The organism is Variovorax paradoxus, from assembly GCF_000834655.1.
Taxonomy (GTDB): Bacteria; Pseudomonadota; Gammaproteobacteria; order Burkholderiales; family Burkholderiaceae_C; genus Variovorax; species Variovorax paradoxus_F.
Genome location: NZ_JXQQ01000009.1, coordinates 67,928 through 85,210, shown reverse-complemented (window position 1 = coordinate 85,210; position 17,283 = coordinate 67,928). Strand labels below are relative to the sequence as shown.

General features: G+C 67.5%; 11 protein-coding genes. 4 read left to right on the top strand and 7 right to left on the bottom strand.

Features of this window, described 5'->3' with window-relative positions; all coding sequences use genetic code 11:
* Positions 1 to 16: 16 nt before the first annotated feature.
* Both RT97_RS04630 and RT97_RS04625 read right to left on the bottom strand, forming a co-directional pair.
* Positions 17 to 3,310 carry a carboxyl transferase domain-containing protein gene (locus RT97_RS04630; protein ID WP_042577608.1) on the bottom strand — a complete coding sequence of 1,098 codons (3,294 nt, stop codon included), beginning with the start codon at positions 3,308 to 3,310 and terminating at the stop codon, positions 17 to 19.
* A 10-nt stretch (positions 3,311 to 3,320) separates the two neighbouring features.
* Positions 3,321 to 4,934: an AMP-binding protein gene (locus RT97_RS04625; RefSeq protein ID WP_042577607.1), complete on the bottom strand. Its 1,614-nt coding sequence runs from the start codon at positions 4,932 to 4,934 to the stop codon at positions 3,321 to 3,323.
* Between the two features lie 86 nt (positions 4,935 to 5,020).
* On the opposite strand from RT97_RS04625, the gene RT97_RS04620 reads away from it, so the two are divergent.
* From RT97_RS04620 to RT97_RS04610, 3 genes are all read left to right on the top strand, one after another.
* Positions 5,021 to 5,731: a TetR/AcrR family transcriptional regulator gene (locus tag RT97_RS04620; protein WP_042577606.1), complete on the top strand. Its 711-nt coding sequence runs from the start codon at positions 5,021 to 5,023 to the stop codon at positions 5,729 to 5,731.
* A 21-nt stretch (positions 5,732 to 5,752) separates the two neighbouring features.
* Entirely contained in the window at positions 5,753 to 7,009 is a 1,257-nt protein-coding gene (locus RT97_RS04615; protein ID WP_042577605.1) for a branched-chain amino acid ABC transporter substrate-binding protein, read from the top strand.
* Between the two features lie 129 nt (positions 7,010 to 7,138).
* Positions 7,139 to 10,357 carry a bifunctional cytochrome P450/NADPH--P450 reductase gene (locus tag RT97_RS04610; RefSeq protein WP_042577604.1) on the top strand — a complete coding sequence of 1,073 codons (3,219 nt, stop codon included), beginning with the start codon at positions 7,139 to 7,141 and terminating at the stop codon, positions 10,355 to 10,357.
* Between the two features lie 191 nt (positions 10,358 to 10,548).
* Here RT97_RS04610 and RT97_RS04605 read toward each other — a convergent pair whose 3' ends face one another.
* From RT97_RS04605 to RT97_RS04585, 5 genes are all read right to left on the bottom strand, one after another.
* Positions 10,549 to 11,322, bottom strand: a complete 774-nt coding sequence (locus RT97_RS04605) for an esterase/lipase family protein (protein ID WP_042577603.1) — start codon at positions 11,320 to 11,322, stop codon at positions 10,549 to 10,551.
* Positions 11,323 to 11,417: 95 nt separating this feature from the next.
* Complete coding sequence (locus RT97_RS04600; protein WP_042577602.1) at positions 11,418 to 12,053, bottom strand: TetR/AcrR family transcriptional regulator; 636 nt, start codon at positions 12,051 to 12,053, stop codon at positions 11,418 to 11,420.
* A 22-nt stretch (positions 12,054 to 12,075) separates the two neighbouring features.
* On the bottom strand, positions 12,076 to 12,573 hold the full coding sequence (locus RT97_RS04595; RefSeq protein WP_042577601.1) for a phasin family protein: 498 nt from the start codon (positions 12,571 to 12,573) through the stop codon (positions 12,076 to 12,078).
* 54 nt (positions 12,574 to 12,627) lie between these two features.
* Positions 12,628 to 13,188, bottom strand: coding sequence for a hypothetical protein (locus RT97_RS04590; RefSeq protein WP_042577600.1), 561 nt, complete (start codon positions 13,186 to 13,188; stop codon positions 12,628 to 12,630).
* A 132-nt stretch (positions 13,189 to 13,320) separates the two neighbouring features.
* On the bottom strand, positions 13,321 to 15,015 hold the full coding sequence (locus tag RT97_RS04585) for a WS/DGAT/MGAT family O-acyltransferase (protein ID WP_042577599.1): 1,695 nt from the start codon (positions 15,013 to 15,015) through the stop codon (positions 13,321 to 13,323).
* Between the two features lie 179 nt (positions 15,016 to 15,194).
* Between RT97_RS04585 and RT97_RS04580 the strand changes: the two genes are divergently transcribed.
* Positions 15,195 to 17,249 carry a prolyl oligopeptidase family serine peptidase gene (locus tag RT97_RS04580; RefSeq protein ID WP_042577598.1) on the top strand — a complete coding sequence of 685 codons (2,055 nt, stop codon included), beginning with the start codon at positions 15,195 to 15,197 and terminating at the stop codon, positions 17,247 to 17,249.
* Positions 17,250 to 17,283: the final 34 nt, after the last annotated feature.

Here is a 17,283-nt window from a genome sequence, read left to right as displayed (position 1 = left end):
GAGGTCTAGCGCGTGGTTACCAGGTGTCTACGTAGGGAGAAACCGGTGCTGCTGCACGCGTGGCGGACGCCAGGCCGCGCACCAGCCAGGTGCGGGTTTCGGCCGGATCGATGACCGCATCGATCTCCAGCGTCTGCGCCATGTGGATCGCCTCGCCGTTCGCGTACTGCTGCGCCACGAGCTTCTTGAAGAGCGCATCGCGTTCCGTGCCTTCCGGCACCGCAGCGAGCTCCTTGCGAAACCCCAGGCGCACCGCGCCCTCGAGCCCCATCGCGCCGAACTCGCCGGTGGGCCAGGCCACGGTGAACACGGGCGCATCGAAGCCGCCTGCGGTCATCGCCTGCGCGCCGAGGCCATAGCCCTTGCGCAGCACGACCGCGAAGAACGGCACGCGCAGGTGCGAGGCCACCATGAACATGCGGCATACGTGGCGCACCTGCGCCTGGGCCTCGATCTCGGGGCCGACCATGAAGCCGGGCGTGTCGCACAGCGAGACGATGGGCAAACCGTGCGCATTGCACAGCTGCATGAAACGCGCGGACTTGTCCGCGGCCTCCACGTCGATCGCGCCGCCCAGGTGATGCGGGTTGTTGGCCATGAGCCCGACCGGCCGGCCCTCGATGCGAGCGAGCGCGGTGACGATGCCCGCGCCGAAGCCCGCGCGCAGCTCGAGCAGCGAGCCGGTGTCGGCCACGCCGCGCATCGCGGCGCGCACGTCGTACACGCGCAGGCGGTTCTCGGGCACCACGTGGCGCAGCGTGCGCGCATCGGCGCATTGCCACTCGGCGGTCGGGCCCTGGAAGTACGAGAGATATTGCTTCGCGGCGGCGACGGCCGCGGCTTCGTCCTCCACGAGGATGTCGATCACGCCGTTGCGCGACTGCACGCTGCTCGGGCCGATCTGCTCGGGCGCGAAGGTGCCGAGCCCTCCGCCTTCGATCATCGCGGGCCCGCTCATGCCGATGTTGCTGCCGCGCGTGGCGATGATCACGTCCGCGCAGCCGAGCAACGCCGCATTGCCCGCGAAGCAGCGGCCATGCACGATGCCGACCACGGGCACCTTGCCCGAGAGCGCAGCGAACTGGCTGAAGGTGTGGTTGTTGAGGCCCGCAACGATCGGCATGTCGGTGTCGCCCGGCCGGCCGCCGCCGCCCTCGGCGAACAGCACCACCGGCAGCTTCAGCTGGTGCGCCACCGCCAGCAGCCGGTCGGTCTTGTGGTGGTTGCGCATGCCTTGCGTGCCGGCGAGCACCATGTAGTCGTACGCGAGCACGGCGCAGCGCGATTTCTCGGGGCCGAACTCTCTCGCGTTGATGCTGCCCAGGCCCGTCACCATGCCGTCGGCCGGCGTGTTGGCGATCAGGTCTTCGAGCGTGCGCCGGCGCGTTTGCGCGGCAATGGCGAGGGCGCCGTATTCGATGAAGTTGCCGGGGTCCGCTGCGGTGTCGCACAGGTCGGCGATGTTCTCTCGCGCGGTGCGGCCGCCTTGCGCATGGCGCTTGTCGACGGCTGGCTTGCGGTTGATGTCGAGCGTGGGCGCATGGCGATCGATCACCTTCTGCAGATCGGGGCGGATCGCGTCGAGGTCGTGCTCGGCACGCGCCTCGGCCTCGAGGGCCTGCGCATCGACGGGTTCCAGACGCACCAGCGACTGGCCCTCGACGAGATAGTCGCCGGGCTCCGCGAGCAGCGTGACCACGCGGCCCGCGAAGGGCGCGTGAAGCAGGTGCTCCATCTTCATGGCTTCGAGCACACCAAGCTGCGCGCCGGCCGGCAGCACGTCGCCCACGGCCACTTCGAACTGCACCAGCTTCGCGGGCATCGGCGCCTTGACGGTGAGTTCGTCTGCTTCATCGACAACGCCGGTCGCAGCCTGCGCGCCAGCAGGGACCATTGCCTTCGCATGCGTTTGAAGCGACGCCGCTGCCGCCAGCAGATCACCCAGATGCGCCTCGACGAAGCGCGTGTGCACAGCCTGCGTCGCGAACTCGGGCCGCGCGGCGATGGCGCGCAGCAGCGAGAGATTCGTCGCGATGCCGTCGATGCGGCATTCGTCCAGCGCACGGAGCGAACGGCGCAGGGCATCGGCAAAGTTTGGCGAAGGTGAATGCACGATCAGCTTGGCAAGCAGCGCGTCGTAGTGCGGCGAAGGCGCGAGGCCCGCATAGCCGTGCGTATCGACGCGCACGCCCGGCCCGCTCGGCAGGTCGAAGCGCGCGAGCGCGCCCCCTGACGGCCGCGCGTTGCCTTGCGAATCGAGCGTCTCGGCGTTGATGCGCCACTGCACCGCGAAGCCGCGCTGTGGCGCCGTGCGATCGGCCTCGATACCCAATGCACCCAGCGACTGGCCGGCCGCCACCGCGATCTGCAGTTGCACCAGGTCCAGCCCGGTGACGGCTTCGGTCACCGTGTGCTCCACCTGCAGGCGCGGATTCGCCTCGATGAAGACCAAGGGCAGCGTGGCCGATGCCGCATCGACAAGAAATTCGAATGTGCCGAGCCCGCGGTAGCCGACCGTCTTCGCCATGCGCAAGGCAGCCTGCGTGACCTGCGCGCGCAGCGCCTCGGGCAACGAAGGGCTCGGCGCGATCTCCACGAGCTTCTGGAAGCGCCGCTGCAAGGTGCACTCGCGCTCGCCCAGGCTCGCCACCGCCTGCCCGTCACCCAGCACCTGCACCTCGATGTGCCGCGCATTGCGCATCAGCCGCTCGACATACACGCCCTCGATGCCGAACGCCGCCTTGGCCTCGGACATGCAGCGCGCATGCGCCTCGGGCAGCTCCTCGGCATTCAGCACCGCGCGCATACCGCGACCACCACCGCCGCCGATGGCCTTGACCATCACGCCCGCGCCCTGCGCATGCTGTTCGGCGAAGAAGGCCTGCGCCTCTGCGAGCGTCAGCGCGCCGGCACTGCCGGGCATCACGGGCACGCCGCATTGCGTGGCCAGTTCGCGTGCGCGCGCCTTGTCGCCGAAGAGGCCCAGCTGTTCGGGCGTCGGCCCGATGTAGACCAGCCCCGCGTCCGCGCAGGCCTGCGCGAAATCGGCGCGTTCGCTCAGGAATCCATAGCCGGGATGCACCGCGTCGCAGCCCTGCGCCTTCGCGACCGAGATCAGCGCGGCCACGTCGAGGTACGCGGAGGGCCCGGTCGCATCGAGCGCCACCGCCACGTCGGCCAGCTGCACATGAAGCGCCGACGCATCGTCGCGCGCATGCACCGCCACGCTGGCGATACCCAGGTCGCGCAGCGCGCGCACCAGCCGCACGGCGATCTCGCCGCGGTTGGCAATCAAAACTTTGGAGAACACGCGATGTCTTTCAGTTCTTGTCTTTGAGCAACCGGCGCAGCACCTTGCCGGCGCCGGTGGTGGGCAATGCGTCGATGAAACTCACCGCGCGCGGCGCCTTGTAGCTCGCCATGTTGTCGCGCGACCAGGCGATGAGCGCCTGGGCATCGAGTTGCGCATCCGGCTTGCGCACGATGAACGCCTTCACCACTTCGCCCTTCTCGGCGTCGGGCTGCGCGATCACCGCGGCCTGTGCCACGGCGGGATGCTTGATGAGGATGGTCTCGACCTCTTCCGGGAACACGCTGTAGCCCGAGACCTTGATCATTTCCTTGAAGCGGCCGATGAAGGTGAGGTAGCCGTCGGCATCGAGCTTGCCCATGTCGCCGGTGTGCACCCAGCCGTTGCGCAAGGTGGCCGCGGTGGCTTCGGGCTTGTTCCAGTAGCCCTTGAAGGAGCCCGCGCTGGTGAGCACGATTTCGCCGACCTCGCCGGTGGGCATGTCGGCGCCCGTGTCGGCGTCCACGATGCGGATCGTCACGCCCGGCACCGCGATGCCCTGCGTGCCCCAGCGCGGCGCATGGTGCGGCGTGTAGGTGTCGCAGGTGTGGGTTTCGCTCAAGCCATAGGCCGCCTCGAACGAGCTGCAGCTGGCTGCATGCGAGCGCCACTGCGCGGCGAGCGGTTCGGTGAAGGTGATGCCGAAGCTGGTCACCGGGTTCATCTTCAGGCTCGACAGGTCGAACTCGGCAATGTCGGGCACCTGCATGCACGCCACGTTCATCGGCGCGATGCTGTACCACCAGCTCACCTTGTAGGTGGCGATGGCCTGCAGCACCGTGCGCGGGTCGAAGCGGTGCAGCAGCACCGAGGTGGCACCGCTGAGCACCGGCACGTTCACGCCCATCAGCATGCCGGCGATGTGATACAGCGGCGCGATGGACAGCAGCACGTCGTCCGGCCGAACGCCGTTGCAGTCGACCACGGCGCGCGTCTTGAAGAGCGCATTGCCGTAGCTCAGCATCGCGCCCTTGGGCAGACCCGTGGTGCCCGAGGTGTAGGTCATGAGCGCGACGTCGTCCATGTCGATGGCAACGGGCTCCGGCTTCGCACCGGACCTCATCACCGCCAGGAAGTCTTCGCAATCGGCCGGCACGTTGCGCCCCGCCTTCTGCTCGGCGGCCAGCTCGGCCGGCAGGTCGAGCGCGGCCGGCGCGGGCAGCAGGTCGGCGTAGTGCACCACGAACACATGAGCGAGAGCGCTCCCGGGCTGCACCTTGCGCACCACCGGCAGGAGCGGTGCGGCCGCGACGATCACGCGTGCCTTCAGGTCGTTGACCTGGTAGGACAGCTCGTGTTCCTTGTTGAGCGGGCCGCTCGGGCAGACGATGGCGCCGATCTTCTGGATGCCGAAGTGCGCGACCAGGTACTGCGGGCAGTTGTTCAGGAAGAGCACCACCGGCTCGCCCTTCGCAACGCCGATGGCCTGCAGGCGCGCCGCGAACGCGTCGCTCGCGCGGTCGAGTTCGGCCCAGCTCATCGCGTGTCCGTACCAGATGCAGGCGGCGTGGTCGCCACGCTCGCGCGCGTGGGTGCGCAGGTATTCGTGAAGGGGCTGTTGCGGGCGGTCGGGCAGTGTCTCCATGGCGTCTCTTTCTCAGGGTTATCGATAGCCGCCTGCAGGGGGCAGGCGCTTGCCAATGGGTGCATGGTGCACGAACAATCCTACCCATGGGTATAACTTCCGCGACACGGCACAAACCCTCTGGGTCCGACACCGCCGAGCAGACTGCAACGGCCACCATGGCGCAGCCGCACCTGCCGCAAGGCACGGGCCGCCAGCGCGCGGCCACGCAGAGCACCGACACGCAGCGCGAGCGCATCCTGCAGGCGGCCGCGCAGCTCTTCGCCGCACAGGGCTACGCCAACACGACGATGGCCCAGATCGTTCGCGCGCTCGGCGTGACCAAGCCCTTCGTGTACTACTACTTCCGCGACAAGCAGGAGATCTTCGAGACGCTGTCGTGGCGCCCCGCGGTCGACTGCTTCACTGCGCTCGACTTCGCCGCCGGCGACCCGCGCCGCGCGAGCGAGAAGGTGATCGAAGGCATCGAGCGGCTCATTCGCGCGACCATCGCGCACCACCCGGTCGCCTTCTTTCCGTACCGGGAGCCGCAGGTGTACCGCCCCGAGTACATCGCCGCGCAGAAGAAGCTCGCGCACCACTTCTACGACCTGCTGTGCCCACTGCTCGAAGAGGCGCGCAGCGACGGCGACCTCGACTTCGGCGAGACCAAGATCACCGCGCTCGCGGCCTGCAGCCTGCCGGGCTTTCTCTACAGCTGGTACCGCCCCGGCGGCAGGCTCTCGCCCGACGAGGTGGTGGCCGAACTCACGAAGCTCGCAAGCCGCGTGATCGGGCTGCGCGCCAAAGACAGATAACCCAACCTCCGGAGACACACCATGAAGTTCAAGAAGGCGCCCTCGGCGCGGATCGCCCTTGCCTGCCTGCTTTGCATCGCGGGTGCCGCGCACGCGCAGCAACCCACCTACAAGATCGCCTACATCGATCCGCTGTCGGGGCCGTTCGCCAACGTCGGCGAGCTGATGCTGATGCACACGCAGTACGCCATCGAGGACATCAACGCCAAGGGCGGCGTGCTCGGCGGCACGAAGCTGCAGCTGCTGCAGTTCGACAGCAAGCTCTCGGCGCAGGAGAGCCAGAGCGCACTGCAGGCGGCCATCGACCAGGGCGCCAAGGCCATCGTGACGGGCGGCTCGGGCTCGTCCGTCGTCACGGCGCTGGTGCAGTCGGTGGCGCGCTGGAACCAGCGCAACCCGGGCAAGGAGCTGATCGTGCTGAACCACTCCTCCATCGACCCCGAGATGACCGGCAAGGGCTGCAGCTTCTGGCACTTCCAGACCGAAGCCAACACCGCGATGAAGATGAAGGCGCTGGCCAACTACATCAAGAAGACGCCCGACGTGAAGAAGGTCTACCTCCTCAACCAGGACTACGCGCACGGCAAGCAGTGGGCGAGCTACGGCCGGCAGATGGTCGGTCTCGCGCGGCCCGACGTTCAGTTCGTGGGCGAGGCGCTGCACCCCATCGGCCGCGTGAAGGATTTCGCGCCCTACATCGCCAACATCCGCCAGAGCGGCGCCGACTCGGTCATCACCGGCAACTGGGGGCAGGACATGACGCTGCTGCTCAAGGCCGCGGGCGATGCGGGCTACAACCTGCGCTACTTCAACCACAGCGCAGGCTCGGTGCCGGGCACGGTCACCGCGGTGTCGCAGGCGAAGACCGGGCAGCTCACCTGGGTGGCCGAGTGGCATCCGGGCCAAGCCGACTCACCGAAGGCCGATACGCTGGCCAAGGCCTACAAGGCCAAGACGGGCAAAGACTTTCTTGCGCCGCGCATCGACATGACGCCGCGCCTCCTGGCCGCCGCCATCAACAAGGCCGGCAGCGACGACACGGTGAAGGTGGCCCGCGCGCTCGAAGACCTCGCCTTCGACTCGGTGGTCGGCCCGGTGCGCATGCGCGCCGAAGACCACCAGCTGCTGCTGCCGCAGGTGGTGAACACCATCGCGCCGGTGGACGGCAAGGCGGTCAGGACGGGCTGGGAAGGTACGAACTATGGTTTCCGCACCGATGCGGTCTACACCGGCAACGAGCTTGCGCAAGGCACGGAATGCAAGATGGTGCGGCCCTGAACATCGAATGAGCGACGCAGGCAATTTCTAGGGGAAACCCCGTCCTGCCTGCCCCCTGTGCCATCGGGATACTCCGGGTGATACCTCACGGATTTCCGAAGCGGGTCCATTCCAAAGGCACAACACCAAATGGCAGGCAAAAACTCGCTCTATCCGATCCCGCACCCGGCGAAGAAACCCTTCGTCGGCAACCTGCTGTCGATCGGCTCCGACTCTCCCGTGCTCGACATGTGGAAGATCGCGCAGGACCTGGGCGGCATCTACTGGCTCGACATGCCGGGCATGCCGGTGATCGTGGTGTCCTCGCCCGCGCTGGTGGACGAGCTCTGCGAGGAAGCGCGCTTCGACAAGAGCACGCGCGGCGCGCTGCGCAGGCTGCGCGCCGCATCGCACGGTCTCTTCACCTCCGACACGCACGAGGAGACCTGGTCCAAGCCGCACAACATCCTCCTGGCCAACTTCAGCCAGCGCGCGATGCAGGCCTACCACCCGATGATGCTGGACATCGCGGGCCAGCTGGTCACCAAATGGGAGCGGCTGAACTTCGACGAAGAGGTGGACGTGGTGCGCGACATGACCGCGCTCACGCTGGACACCATCGGCCTGTGCGGCTTCGGCTACCGCTTCAACTCGTTCTACCGCGAGGGCTTCCATCCCTTCGTCGATGCGATGGTGCGCACGCTGGAGACGGTGCAGAACCGCCGCGGCCTCCCGCTGGAAGAGCTGATGCTCAAGAAGGAGCTTGCGCAGCAGCGCAAGGACATCCGCTACATGCACAAGATGGTGGAAGACATCATCCAGGAGCGGCGCGCGAGCGGTGCCGACATCGCCACCAAGCCCGACCTCCTGAGCTACATGATCGCGGGCGTGGACAAGAAGAGCGGCGAGCAGCTCACCGACAAGATGATCCGCGACGAGTGCATCGAATTCCTCATCGCGGGCCACGAGACCACCAGCGGCCTGCTCTCGTTCGCGATCTACTTCCTCCTGAACAACCCCGAGGCGATGGCCAAGGCGCAGGCCGAGGTCGACAGCGTGTTCGGCGGCGACACCTCGCAAAAACCCACCTATGCGCAGGTCAACCGCCTGCAGTACGTGATGCAGGTGTTGAAGGAAGCGCTGCGCATGTTTCCCACCGCGCCCGCGATCTCGATGCGCGCCAAGGAAGACACGACCATCGGCGGCCAGTACACGATCAAGAAGAACAACATGGTCATCATGCATGCGCTCGCGCTGCATCGCGACAAGGGCATCTGGGGCGAGAACGCCGACCAGTTCGACCCCGACAACTTCAGCCGCGAAGCCGAGCGCGAGCGGCCGGTGAATGCCTTCAAGCCCTTCGGCAACGGGCAGCGCGCCTGCATCGGGCGTCAGTTCGCGCTGCAGGAGGCGGTGCTCACGCTGGGCATGATCCTGCAGCGCTTCAACCTGGTGGATCACACGGGCTACAAGCTCAAGATCAAGGAAGCCCTCACGATCAAGCCGGAGAACTTCAAGATAAAGGCGCTGCTGCGCGACCCGGCCTCGCGCCCGCGCGGCAACGGCGAAGCGGCCGCCACGCCGGATGCGCCGGCCAAGCCGGCTGCGCGCAAGCCGCAAGCGGCGCGCCACGGCACCTCGCTGCTGGTGCTGCAAGGCTCCAACCTCGGCACCGCCGAAGACCTCGCGCGGCAACTGGCCGAGGCCGGCGAGCTGCGCGGCTTTTCCACGCAGGTGGCCTCGCTCGACGACTACGCCGAGCGGCTGCCGGCCAACGGTGCCGTGGCCATCGTCTGCGCCTCCTACAACGGCGTCGCGCCCGACAACGCGGCCGAGTTCCACCGCTGGCTCGACAAGGCCGACGATGCGCTCAACGGCGTGCGCTTCAGCGTGTTCGGCTGCGGCAACACCGACTGGGCGGCCACCTACCAGGCCGTGCCGCGCCGCATCGACGAGCGCCTCGAGACACTGGGCGCCACGCGCGTCCATCCGCGCGGCGAAGGCGATGCGCGCGAGGACATGGACGGCGCCTTCCAGGACTGGAGCGATGCGCTCTGGCCGACGCTGGTGAAGGCCTTCGGCATCAAGGCCGGCGCCGACACGCCGACCGAGGCCGAGCCGCTCTACACGCTCGAAGAGCTGCCGCCGCCGCAGAAGAACGCACTGGTCGATGCGCTGGGCGCGGTGGCGTTGCGCGTGGTCGAGAACCGCGAACTGCAAAGCCCCGGCAGCGAAGGCGACAACAGCCGCTCCACGCGCCACGTCGAGCTGATGCTGCCCGAGGGCGTGAACTACGTGCCCGGCGACCACCTGAGCGTGGTGCCGCGCAACAGCCCCGCGCAGGTCGAACGTGCGATGGCGCGCTTCGGCTTTGACCGCTCCGCGCACGTGCGCCTGCAAGCCGTGCCGGGCCGCAAGGCCGCGCTGCCGGTCGATCAGGTAATCGCCGTCGATCGCCTGCTCGGCGACTACGTCGAGCTGCAGGACGTGGCCACGCGCAAGCAGATCGCCACGCTGGCGGCCTACACGGAGTGCCCCTTCACCAAGCCGAAGCTCATGGCGCTCTCGGGCAGCGACGAGGCCTCGCAGGCCGCGTACAAGGCCGAGGTGCTGCACAAGCGCAAGTCGCTGCTCGAACTGCTGGAGGAACACCGCGCCTGCCAGGTGCCGTTCGCGGTGTTCCTGGAAATGCTGTCGCCGCTGTCGCCGCGCTACTACTCGATCTCCTCGTCGCCGGCGATGACGCCCGGCCGCTGCAGCATCACCGTGGGCGTGGTGAGCGAACCGGCGCTCTCGGGCAACGGCACCTTCGAGGGCGTGTGCTCCAACTACCTGGCGCGCGCCGAGGCGGGCGACACGGTGCACGGCGTGATCCGCGAGACCACGGCCGAGGGCTTCCGCCTGCCGGAGGACGCGATGCGTCCGCTGATCATGATCGGCCCCGGCACCGGCCTCGCGCCGTTCCGCGGCTTCCTGCAGGAGCGCGCGGCGCGCATCGAGCGCGGCGAGGCGCAGGGCGATGCGATGCTGTTCTTCGGCTGCCGGCATCCGGAACAGGATTTCATCTATGCCGAGGAACTGCAGGGCTGGTCGCACCGCGGCCTCATGAGGCTGCACACCGCCTTCTCCCGCTCGGGCGAGCGCAAGGTGTACGTGCAGGACCTGATCCGCGAACAGGCCGCGGCCGTGTGGAAGCTGCTCGAAGCCGGCGGCGTGATCTACGTGTGCGGCGACGGCTCGCGCATGGAACCCGACGTGCGCCGCACCCTGACCGACATCGCGCGCGAGCACGGCCACGACAGCAACGCCTGGATGGACCGGATGATTGCCGACCAGCGCTACGTGCTCGACGTGTGGGCCGGTACCTGACTGGCTTGCGCCCCGGAAATAGGGGCATGCGGCCTGGCTTTCCCGCGGTTCCAGCACGCCCAGGCCTCCGCGAAAAAGATCGACCTATGCGAGGAAACGTCGTGCTGCTGCGAAGAGGCCCGCGGCAAAATGCGCCCATGAAAAAAGCCGGCATCTGCCGGCTTTTTTTCATCGAGCGCGCAATCGATCGATCACATGTCGCGGTCGGGATCGGGATACACCAGCGGCCCCAGCAGGCCACGGTTGAAGGGCTTCCATTCGCCCTCGGGCTGCGCCAGCCGGTCGGCCACCGCATAGAGCACCGCGGGGTGCGCACCGAGCCCCAGGTGGCTCGCCATCACCTCGATGTTTTCCGACTTCGGGCCGGTCTTCTCGAGGCTGCAGCGCCAGGCGACGACGCCGTCGGTGCGGCTGAAGATCGAGGTGGTCGGGACGGGCGGCGTGGGCTCGACGAACTTCATGCGGCGCGGGTCGTGCGAGCTCTGGCCGCTCACGCCTTCGTACACGCGCCATGCGTTGGTGGCGCGCGGGCTGCCCGAGAACGGGCTGCCCAGCGTGATGACGTTGCGGATGAGGCCCGAATGCGCCGAGGCCAGCAGCCGCGCATAGACGCCGCCCAGGCTCCAGCCGATCACGCTGACCTTCTGGCCGCTCTTGTCGTTCAGGGTCTTGAGCAACTGGACCATGCCGTCTTCCACGCCCTGGCGCGGACCGAGATTGCGGCCAAGGCCCCAGCCATGCGCGTCGTAGCCGCGGCTGTTCAAGTAGCGGCGCAGCAGCAAGGTGGAAACATCGCTCGCCACCAGGCCCGGCAGCACGAGCACCGGGTGCCCGTCGCCGCGCGGCGTGAGTTGCAGGAGCGGCCACATCGCGATGCCGGCGCCGGTCTCCCAGAGGGCGCGCGCTTCGGCCAGCAGCAGCAGGCGCGAAGGGGGCGCGATGTGATCGTGGGTGGCGGTGGTCATGGGGGCGGCTTCCTTTCGGATCTTTCGAGATTTCTCTTTGATAGGACGAGCATGAGGGGTCATGGTTGCACTCTCCCGTCGGACGACATCGTCATTTATCCGAGGTATTTGCCCCTCAGGTAATCGAGGTAAGCCCTCGATTCGCTGGAAACATACGGCGAAACCAGCGTGAGCGTGTAGAAAGCCGCCAAACCGGGATCGGCCTGCGCCAGGGCGTCACGCCCCGGCACCAGCCGTTCGAACGACAGCCAGCAGGTCGTGGTGAACACCATCTGCAGCGCCAGGATGCGCGCCTGCTCTGCACTGGTCTCGATCACGCCCGAGGCCACGAGCCCTTCGCACAGCGTTTGCGCGGCCAGCAGGTTCTGCGCGGTGAGCGCCTGCGCGCGCTGGCCCAGGGCCGGGTACTCGCTGGCCAGGAAGGCCATGTCGCGGTAGATGAAGCGGTACTCGTCGATGGCCTCGAAGCGCAGGTGCAATGCGAGCCAGAGGTCGTCGATCGCCGAGATCGACGAGGACGAACCGTTGAGCGTTTCGAGCCGTTGCTCGAAGCGCCGGAACAGCCATTCGACGATCAGCTGCTTGGCCTTGAAGTGGTAGTGCAGGTTGCCCGGGCTCATGCCGAGCTCGGCGGCGATCTTGTGCGTCGACACGGCCGCGAGGCCTTCCGCGTTGAACAGCGCGAGGCTGGTCTGCAGGATGCGGTCGCGCGTGGTGTTGGAGCTGGCCACAACCGGGTTGCGTTGTCGTCGCTCAGCGTTGGGTGCTGCGGCGCGGGCTGTCGCTGCCTTCGAGTTGCGCAAGGCGTTCGCGCAATTGCACCACCTCGTCGCGCAGGGCCTGCACTTCTTCGGCACTCGGCATGCCCAGGCGCTGCAGGGCGGTGGCCACGCGCTGGTCGAACACGTCCTCGAACTTGCGGATGCCGAAGGTGTCCAGGCTCGGGAAGCCGCGGGTGAGCGCGGCCTTGGCACCGGCGGCATCGACCTTGCCCTGCCCGATGCCGAGCAGGCCTTCGATCACGTTGGCCTGGCGCTTGGCGACGTCGTTGCGCACGTTGTCCAGTGCCTTGAGGCCGGCACGCAGCAGGCCTTCGGCCTTGCCGGGCGCGTTTGCCGCTGCCTTCTTCGCAGCAGGCGCCGTCTTGCGGGGCGCCGCGGCTTTCTTTGCAGCCGGCGCTTTGGCCGGAGCTTTCTTCGCAGGCGTCGCCTTCTTCTTCAACTTTGCAGTTTCTTCAGTGCGGGTCGCCATTCGGTGATGCTCCAGATGCCGGAAAGAAAAAGAGGCGCCAGGCGCCTCGGGGGATCAGGCGGCCTTGCGGGCAGCAGCGCGGCGAACCGGCTTCTTGGCCACGGCAGCCTTGGCCTTCACGGTGCGCACGGGCTTGGCGATATCGCCGTCCACGCCGGCCACGCGGGTTTCCAGTTGCTTGGCGCCGGCGGCGATGCGGTCGGCGATCTGCACCGAGACGGTGGCGATCGGCTGGTTGATGGCGTTCAGGGTGTTCAGCACCGAGGTGGCGACCGGCGATTCGACGCGGGCCACGCGGCCTGCGACGGTTTCGATGCCGCTGGTGGTGCCGGCGGCCACGCGGTCCATCACCGAGACGATGCGGCTGGTGTCGATGTCCAGGCGGTTGGCCAGGAAGCCGTTGACCTTCTCTTGCGCGCCGATCAGGTTGGCCTTGATCTGTTCGCTCACCAACGGGATCTGGCGGTTGCCCAGGAAGTTGCTGTAGCGCGAAGCGGCGCCGCCCAGGAGGCGATGCACGCCGGTGCGGTAGGCGCCGACCAGGGTCTTGCCCGCGTCGTTGTATTGGCCGACGACGTGGATGGCTGCGGAAGCGAGGGTGGTTTGCGTGGACATGAAGATTTCCTTGAAGTTGAACGGGTCGCTGGATGCGATGGGCCCATCTTCTTCGCAAGGGCCTAGGCCTGCAAAACTAGAAGCGTCGGAAAACTAGTCCAACTGCCCCAATTTTCTGGCCCATGGCCCCCGTCATGCCGCCGCAGCCCTCGAAGCGCTCGCCCGCTTGGCCGGCGCGGCCTTGCGGGTTGCGGGCTTGGCAGTCGTCTTGATCGGTGCGGGCTTGGCCGCCTTCTTCGCCGGGGCCTTCTTGGCCGCGGCCTTGACGGGAGCGGGCTTCTTGACGGCCGCGCTCACCGCCGCCTTCTTGCGCGCAGCCGGCTTCTTCGCAGCGGGGGCGGACTCCTCGACGTCCGGCGCATGTGCCGCAACAGCCGCGGGCCTGGGCGCCGTGACGCCGGCCGCGGACGGGTGCTTCTGCGTCAGTTCCATCAGGAGCTTGTGCTCGGCCAGCATGTAGTCGCCGATCTCGGTGATGTCGGGCACCGCGCGGCGGCAGGCGATGAGGCCGTAGTCCATGCGTCCGTTGTAGCTCTGCACCGTGACGTTGAGCGCCGTTCCGTGGCTGGCGATCGACACCGGGTAGTAGCAGGTGACGAGCGCGCCCGCGAAGTACATCGGGAACGGCGCGCCCGCCACGTTGGAGATGGCCACGTTGGCCGCCGGCGGCAGCAGGTTCACCAGGCCCGAGCGGCCCACCATGGAGGCGATGCCCGACACCAGCCAGGGCGCGGCGAAGGTGGGGAAGTCGTCCAGGATCACGGCCTTGAAGCGGTTCATCGTCGACTTGGAGCTGTTGGACGACGCATTGATCGCCTTCAGCCGCTGGATCGGGTCGGTGATGTCGGTCGCCAGGCTCACCAGGATCATGCTGGCCTGGTTGTTGGCCGTGTCGTCGCCCGCTTCGCGCAGGCTCACCGGCACGCCGGCCACCAGCGGCTTGGCGGGCAGCTCGTTGTTGTCGGCCAGGTAGTGGCGCAGCGCGCCGGCCACGGTGGCCATGACCACGTCGTTGAGCGACACGCCGAAATGCTTGGCGATGTACTTGGTCTCGGCCAGCGAGATGGTGCGGCCGGCAAAGGTGCGCTGGTTGGTGATCGACACGTTCAGCGACGTGCGCGGCGCGAAGAGATTGAACTTCTTGGGCGCTGTGGCCGTGGCCTTCTCTGCCGCCTTCTCGTCGGGCTTTGCGAGGCCGCTGATCGCACGTGCGATGGCCGGCGCCATCTTGAAGAGCTTGACGTACTGCTGCGCCGTGTTGCGCAGCGCGGCGGTTGCGAGTTCGGCCATGCCGAGCTGGTAGTTGTGGTTGCGCGGGCGCGAGCGCGGCGGCTTCACCACGCGGCCCGTGGCCTCCAGGTCGAAGATGGCCTTGCCCACTTCCACGCCGGCCTGTCCGTCGATGCCCGCGTGGTGCACCTTGGTGTAGAGCGCCACCTGGCCGCTCTTCAAGCCATCGATGATGAAGAACTCCCACATCGGGCGGCTGCGGTCGATGAGCGTGGAATGCAGCCGCGCCACGTATTGCTGCAGCTGGCGGTTGGTGCCGGGCTTGGGCAGCGTGATGTGGCGCACGTGGTAGTCGAGGTCGATGTCCTCGTCCTCGACCCACACCGGGTTGGACATGTCGAAGGGCATGAGCGCGAGCTTGCGCGTGAACACGTCGGCCAGGTGGATGCGGCTGGCCATGAACTGCTTGGCGTCTTCGTAGAAATCGCCCTTGTAGCCCTTGGGCAGGTCCAGCACGTTCAGCGAGCCCACGTGCATCGGCATCTCGGGCGTTTCCAGGTGCAGGAAGGTGGCATCAAGACCGCTCAGGTGTTTCATGTGTTGTGTCTCCTTGGTGGGGCGTGCGCCGTTCGGCAGGATACCCCGCACGTGGCGTTCGTGGGCCCCGCCCGCTTCAGTGTTTCCACCGAGGTTTTCGCGAGTAATGAAAAAGTGACCGAGGCCGCAACAACCGCTCACAGGGGCTTTTTTCACAGGGGCTTCGTACACTGCCATCCATGACATCCAACCCCTCCCCGACCCCGCAAGACGATCACCTCTGGTTCGAAGAGATCGACGGCGACGCCCAGCTCGACTGGGCCCGCCAGGAGAACGCGAAGACCGTGCAGGCCTACGCGCAGTCGCCCGCCTTCAAGGCGCTCGAGGCGGGCATCCTCGAGGTGCTCGACTCGGACGACCGGATCCCGATGGTCCGCAAGATCGGCGCGAGCTTCTACAACTTCTGGCGCGACAAGGAGCACCCCAAGGGCCTCTGGCGCCGCACCACGCTCACCGAATACCGCAAGCCGCAGCCCGCCTGGGAAACCGTGATCGACATCGACGCCCTGGCCGCGGCCGACAAGGAGAACTGGGTCTGGCACGGCGCCGATTGCCTGGAGCCCGACTACAAGCGCTGTTTGATTTCGCTCTCGCGCGGCGGCGCCGATGCCGATGTGGTGCGCGAATTCGACCTGCAGAGCAAGACCTTCGTCGAAGGCGGCTTCACGCTCCCCGAGGCGAAGAACCACGTGGGCTGGAAAGACATCGACCACCTCTACGTGGCCACCGATTTCGGCCCCGGCTCGATGACCAGCTCGAGCTACCCGCGCATCGTGAAGGAATGGAAGCGCGGCACGCCGCTCGACGCCGCGGTCACGGTGTACGAGGGCGCGCACGAGGACATGTCCGTGAGCGCCTACCGCGACAACACGCCCGGCTTCGAGCGCGACTTCGTCTCGCGCCAGATCGACTTCTACGAAAGCGAAACCTGGCTGCGCGGCGCCGATGGCGCGCTCGCCAAGATCGACGTGCCGGACGATTCCAACACCGACATCTTCCGCGAGTGGATGCTGATCGAGCCGCGCGAGGACTGGACCGTGGGCGGCGCGACCTACAAGTCGGGCTCGCTGCTGGCTGCGAAGTTCGACGACTACATGGCGGGCAGGCGCGAGCTCACCGTGCTCTTCACACCCGACGACACGACCGCGCTCGACAGCCATTCGTGGACGCGCCACCACCTCATCCTCAACGTGATGCACGACGTGGTGAACAAGCTCGAAGTGCTCACGCCGCAGGACGGCGGTCCGTGGAAGCGCGAGAGCCTGGGCGGCGCGCCCGCGCTCTCCACCATCGCGGCCGGCGGCATCGACGAGGACGAGAACGACGACTACTTCCTCACCGTGAGCGGCTTCCTGCAGCCGACCACGCTCTACATCGGCACCATCGGCCAGGGCGAACCCGAAGTGCTGAAGCACAGCCCCGGCTTCTTCGATGCCTCGCGCTACAGCGTGAGCCAGCATTTCGCGGTGTCGAAGGACGGCACGCGCGTGCCCTACTTCGAGATCGCACCCAAGGACCTGAAAGCCGACGGCACGAACCCCACGCTGCAGTACGCCTACGGCGGCTTCGAGATCTCGCTGCAGCCGAGCTACAGCGGCAGCATCGGCCGCGCGTGGCTGGAGCAAGGCGGCGTCTACGTGATCGCCAACATCCGCGGCGGCGGCGAATACGGCCCGCGCTGGCACCAGGCCGCGCTGCAGGAGAACCGGCTTCGCACCTGCGAGGACTTTGCGGCGGTGTCCGAGGACCTCATCGCACGCAAGATCACCTCGCCCGCGCACCTGGGCGCCATGGGCGGCAGCAACGGCGGGCTCCTGATGGGCAACATGCTCACGCTCTACCCGCAGCTGTACGGCGCGATCGTGAGCGAGGTGGCGCTGCTCGACATGCAGCGCTACACGCACCTGTCGGCCGGCGCCTCGTGGATCGCCGAGTACGGCGACCCCGACCAGCCCGAGGAATGGGCCTTCATCCGGACCTTCTCGCCCTACGAGAACGCGAAGGCCGACGGGCTCTATCCGCCCGCGCTCTTCACCACCTCGACCCGCGACGACCGCGTGGGCCCCGTGCATGCGCGCAAGATGCACGCGAAGATGGTCGCGCTGGGCCACGACAGCAGCCTCTACGAGAACATGGAAGGCGGGCACAGCGCGGCCACGGACAACAAGGAATCCGCCTTCATGGACGCCCTCGGCTATGCGTACCTGTGGCACCACATAGGCAAGCCGGCATGAGCCGCCGGGCCATTCCCCGCACGGAGACCACCTG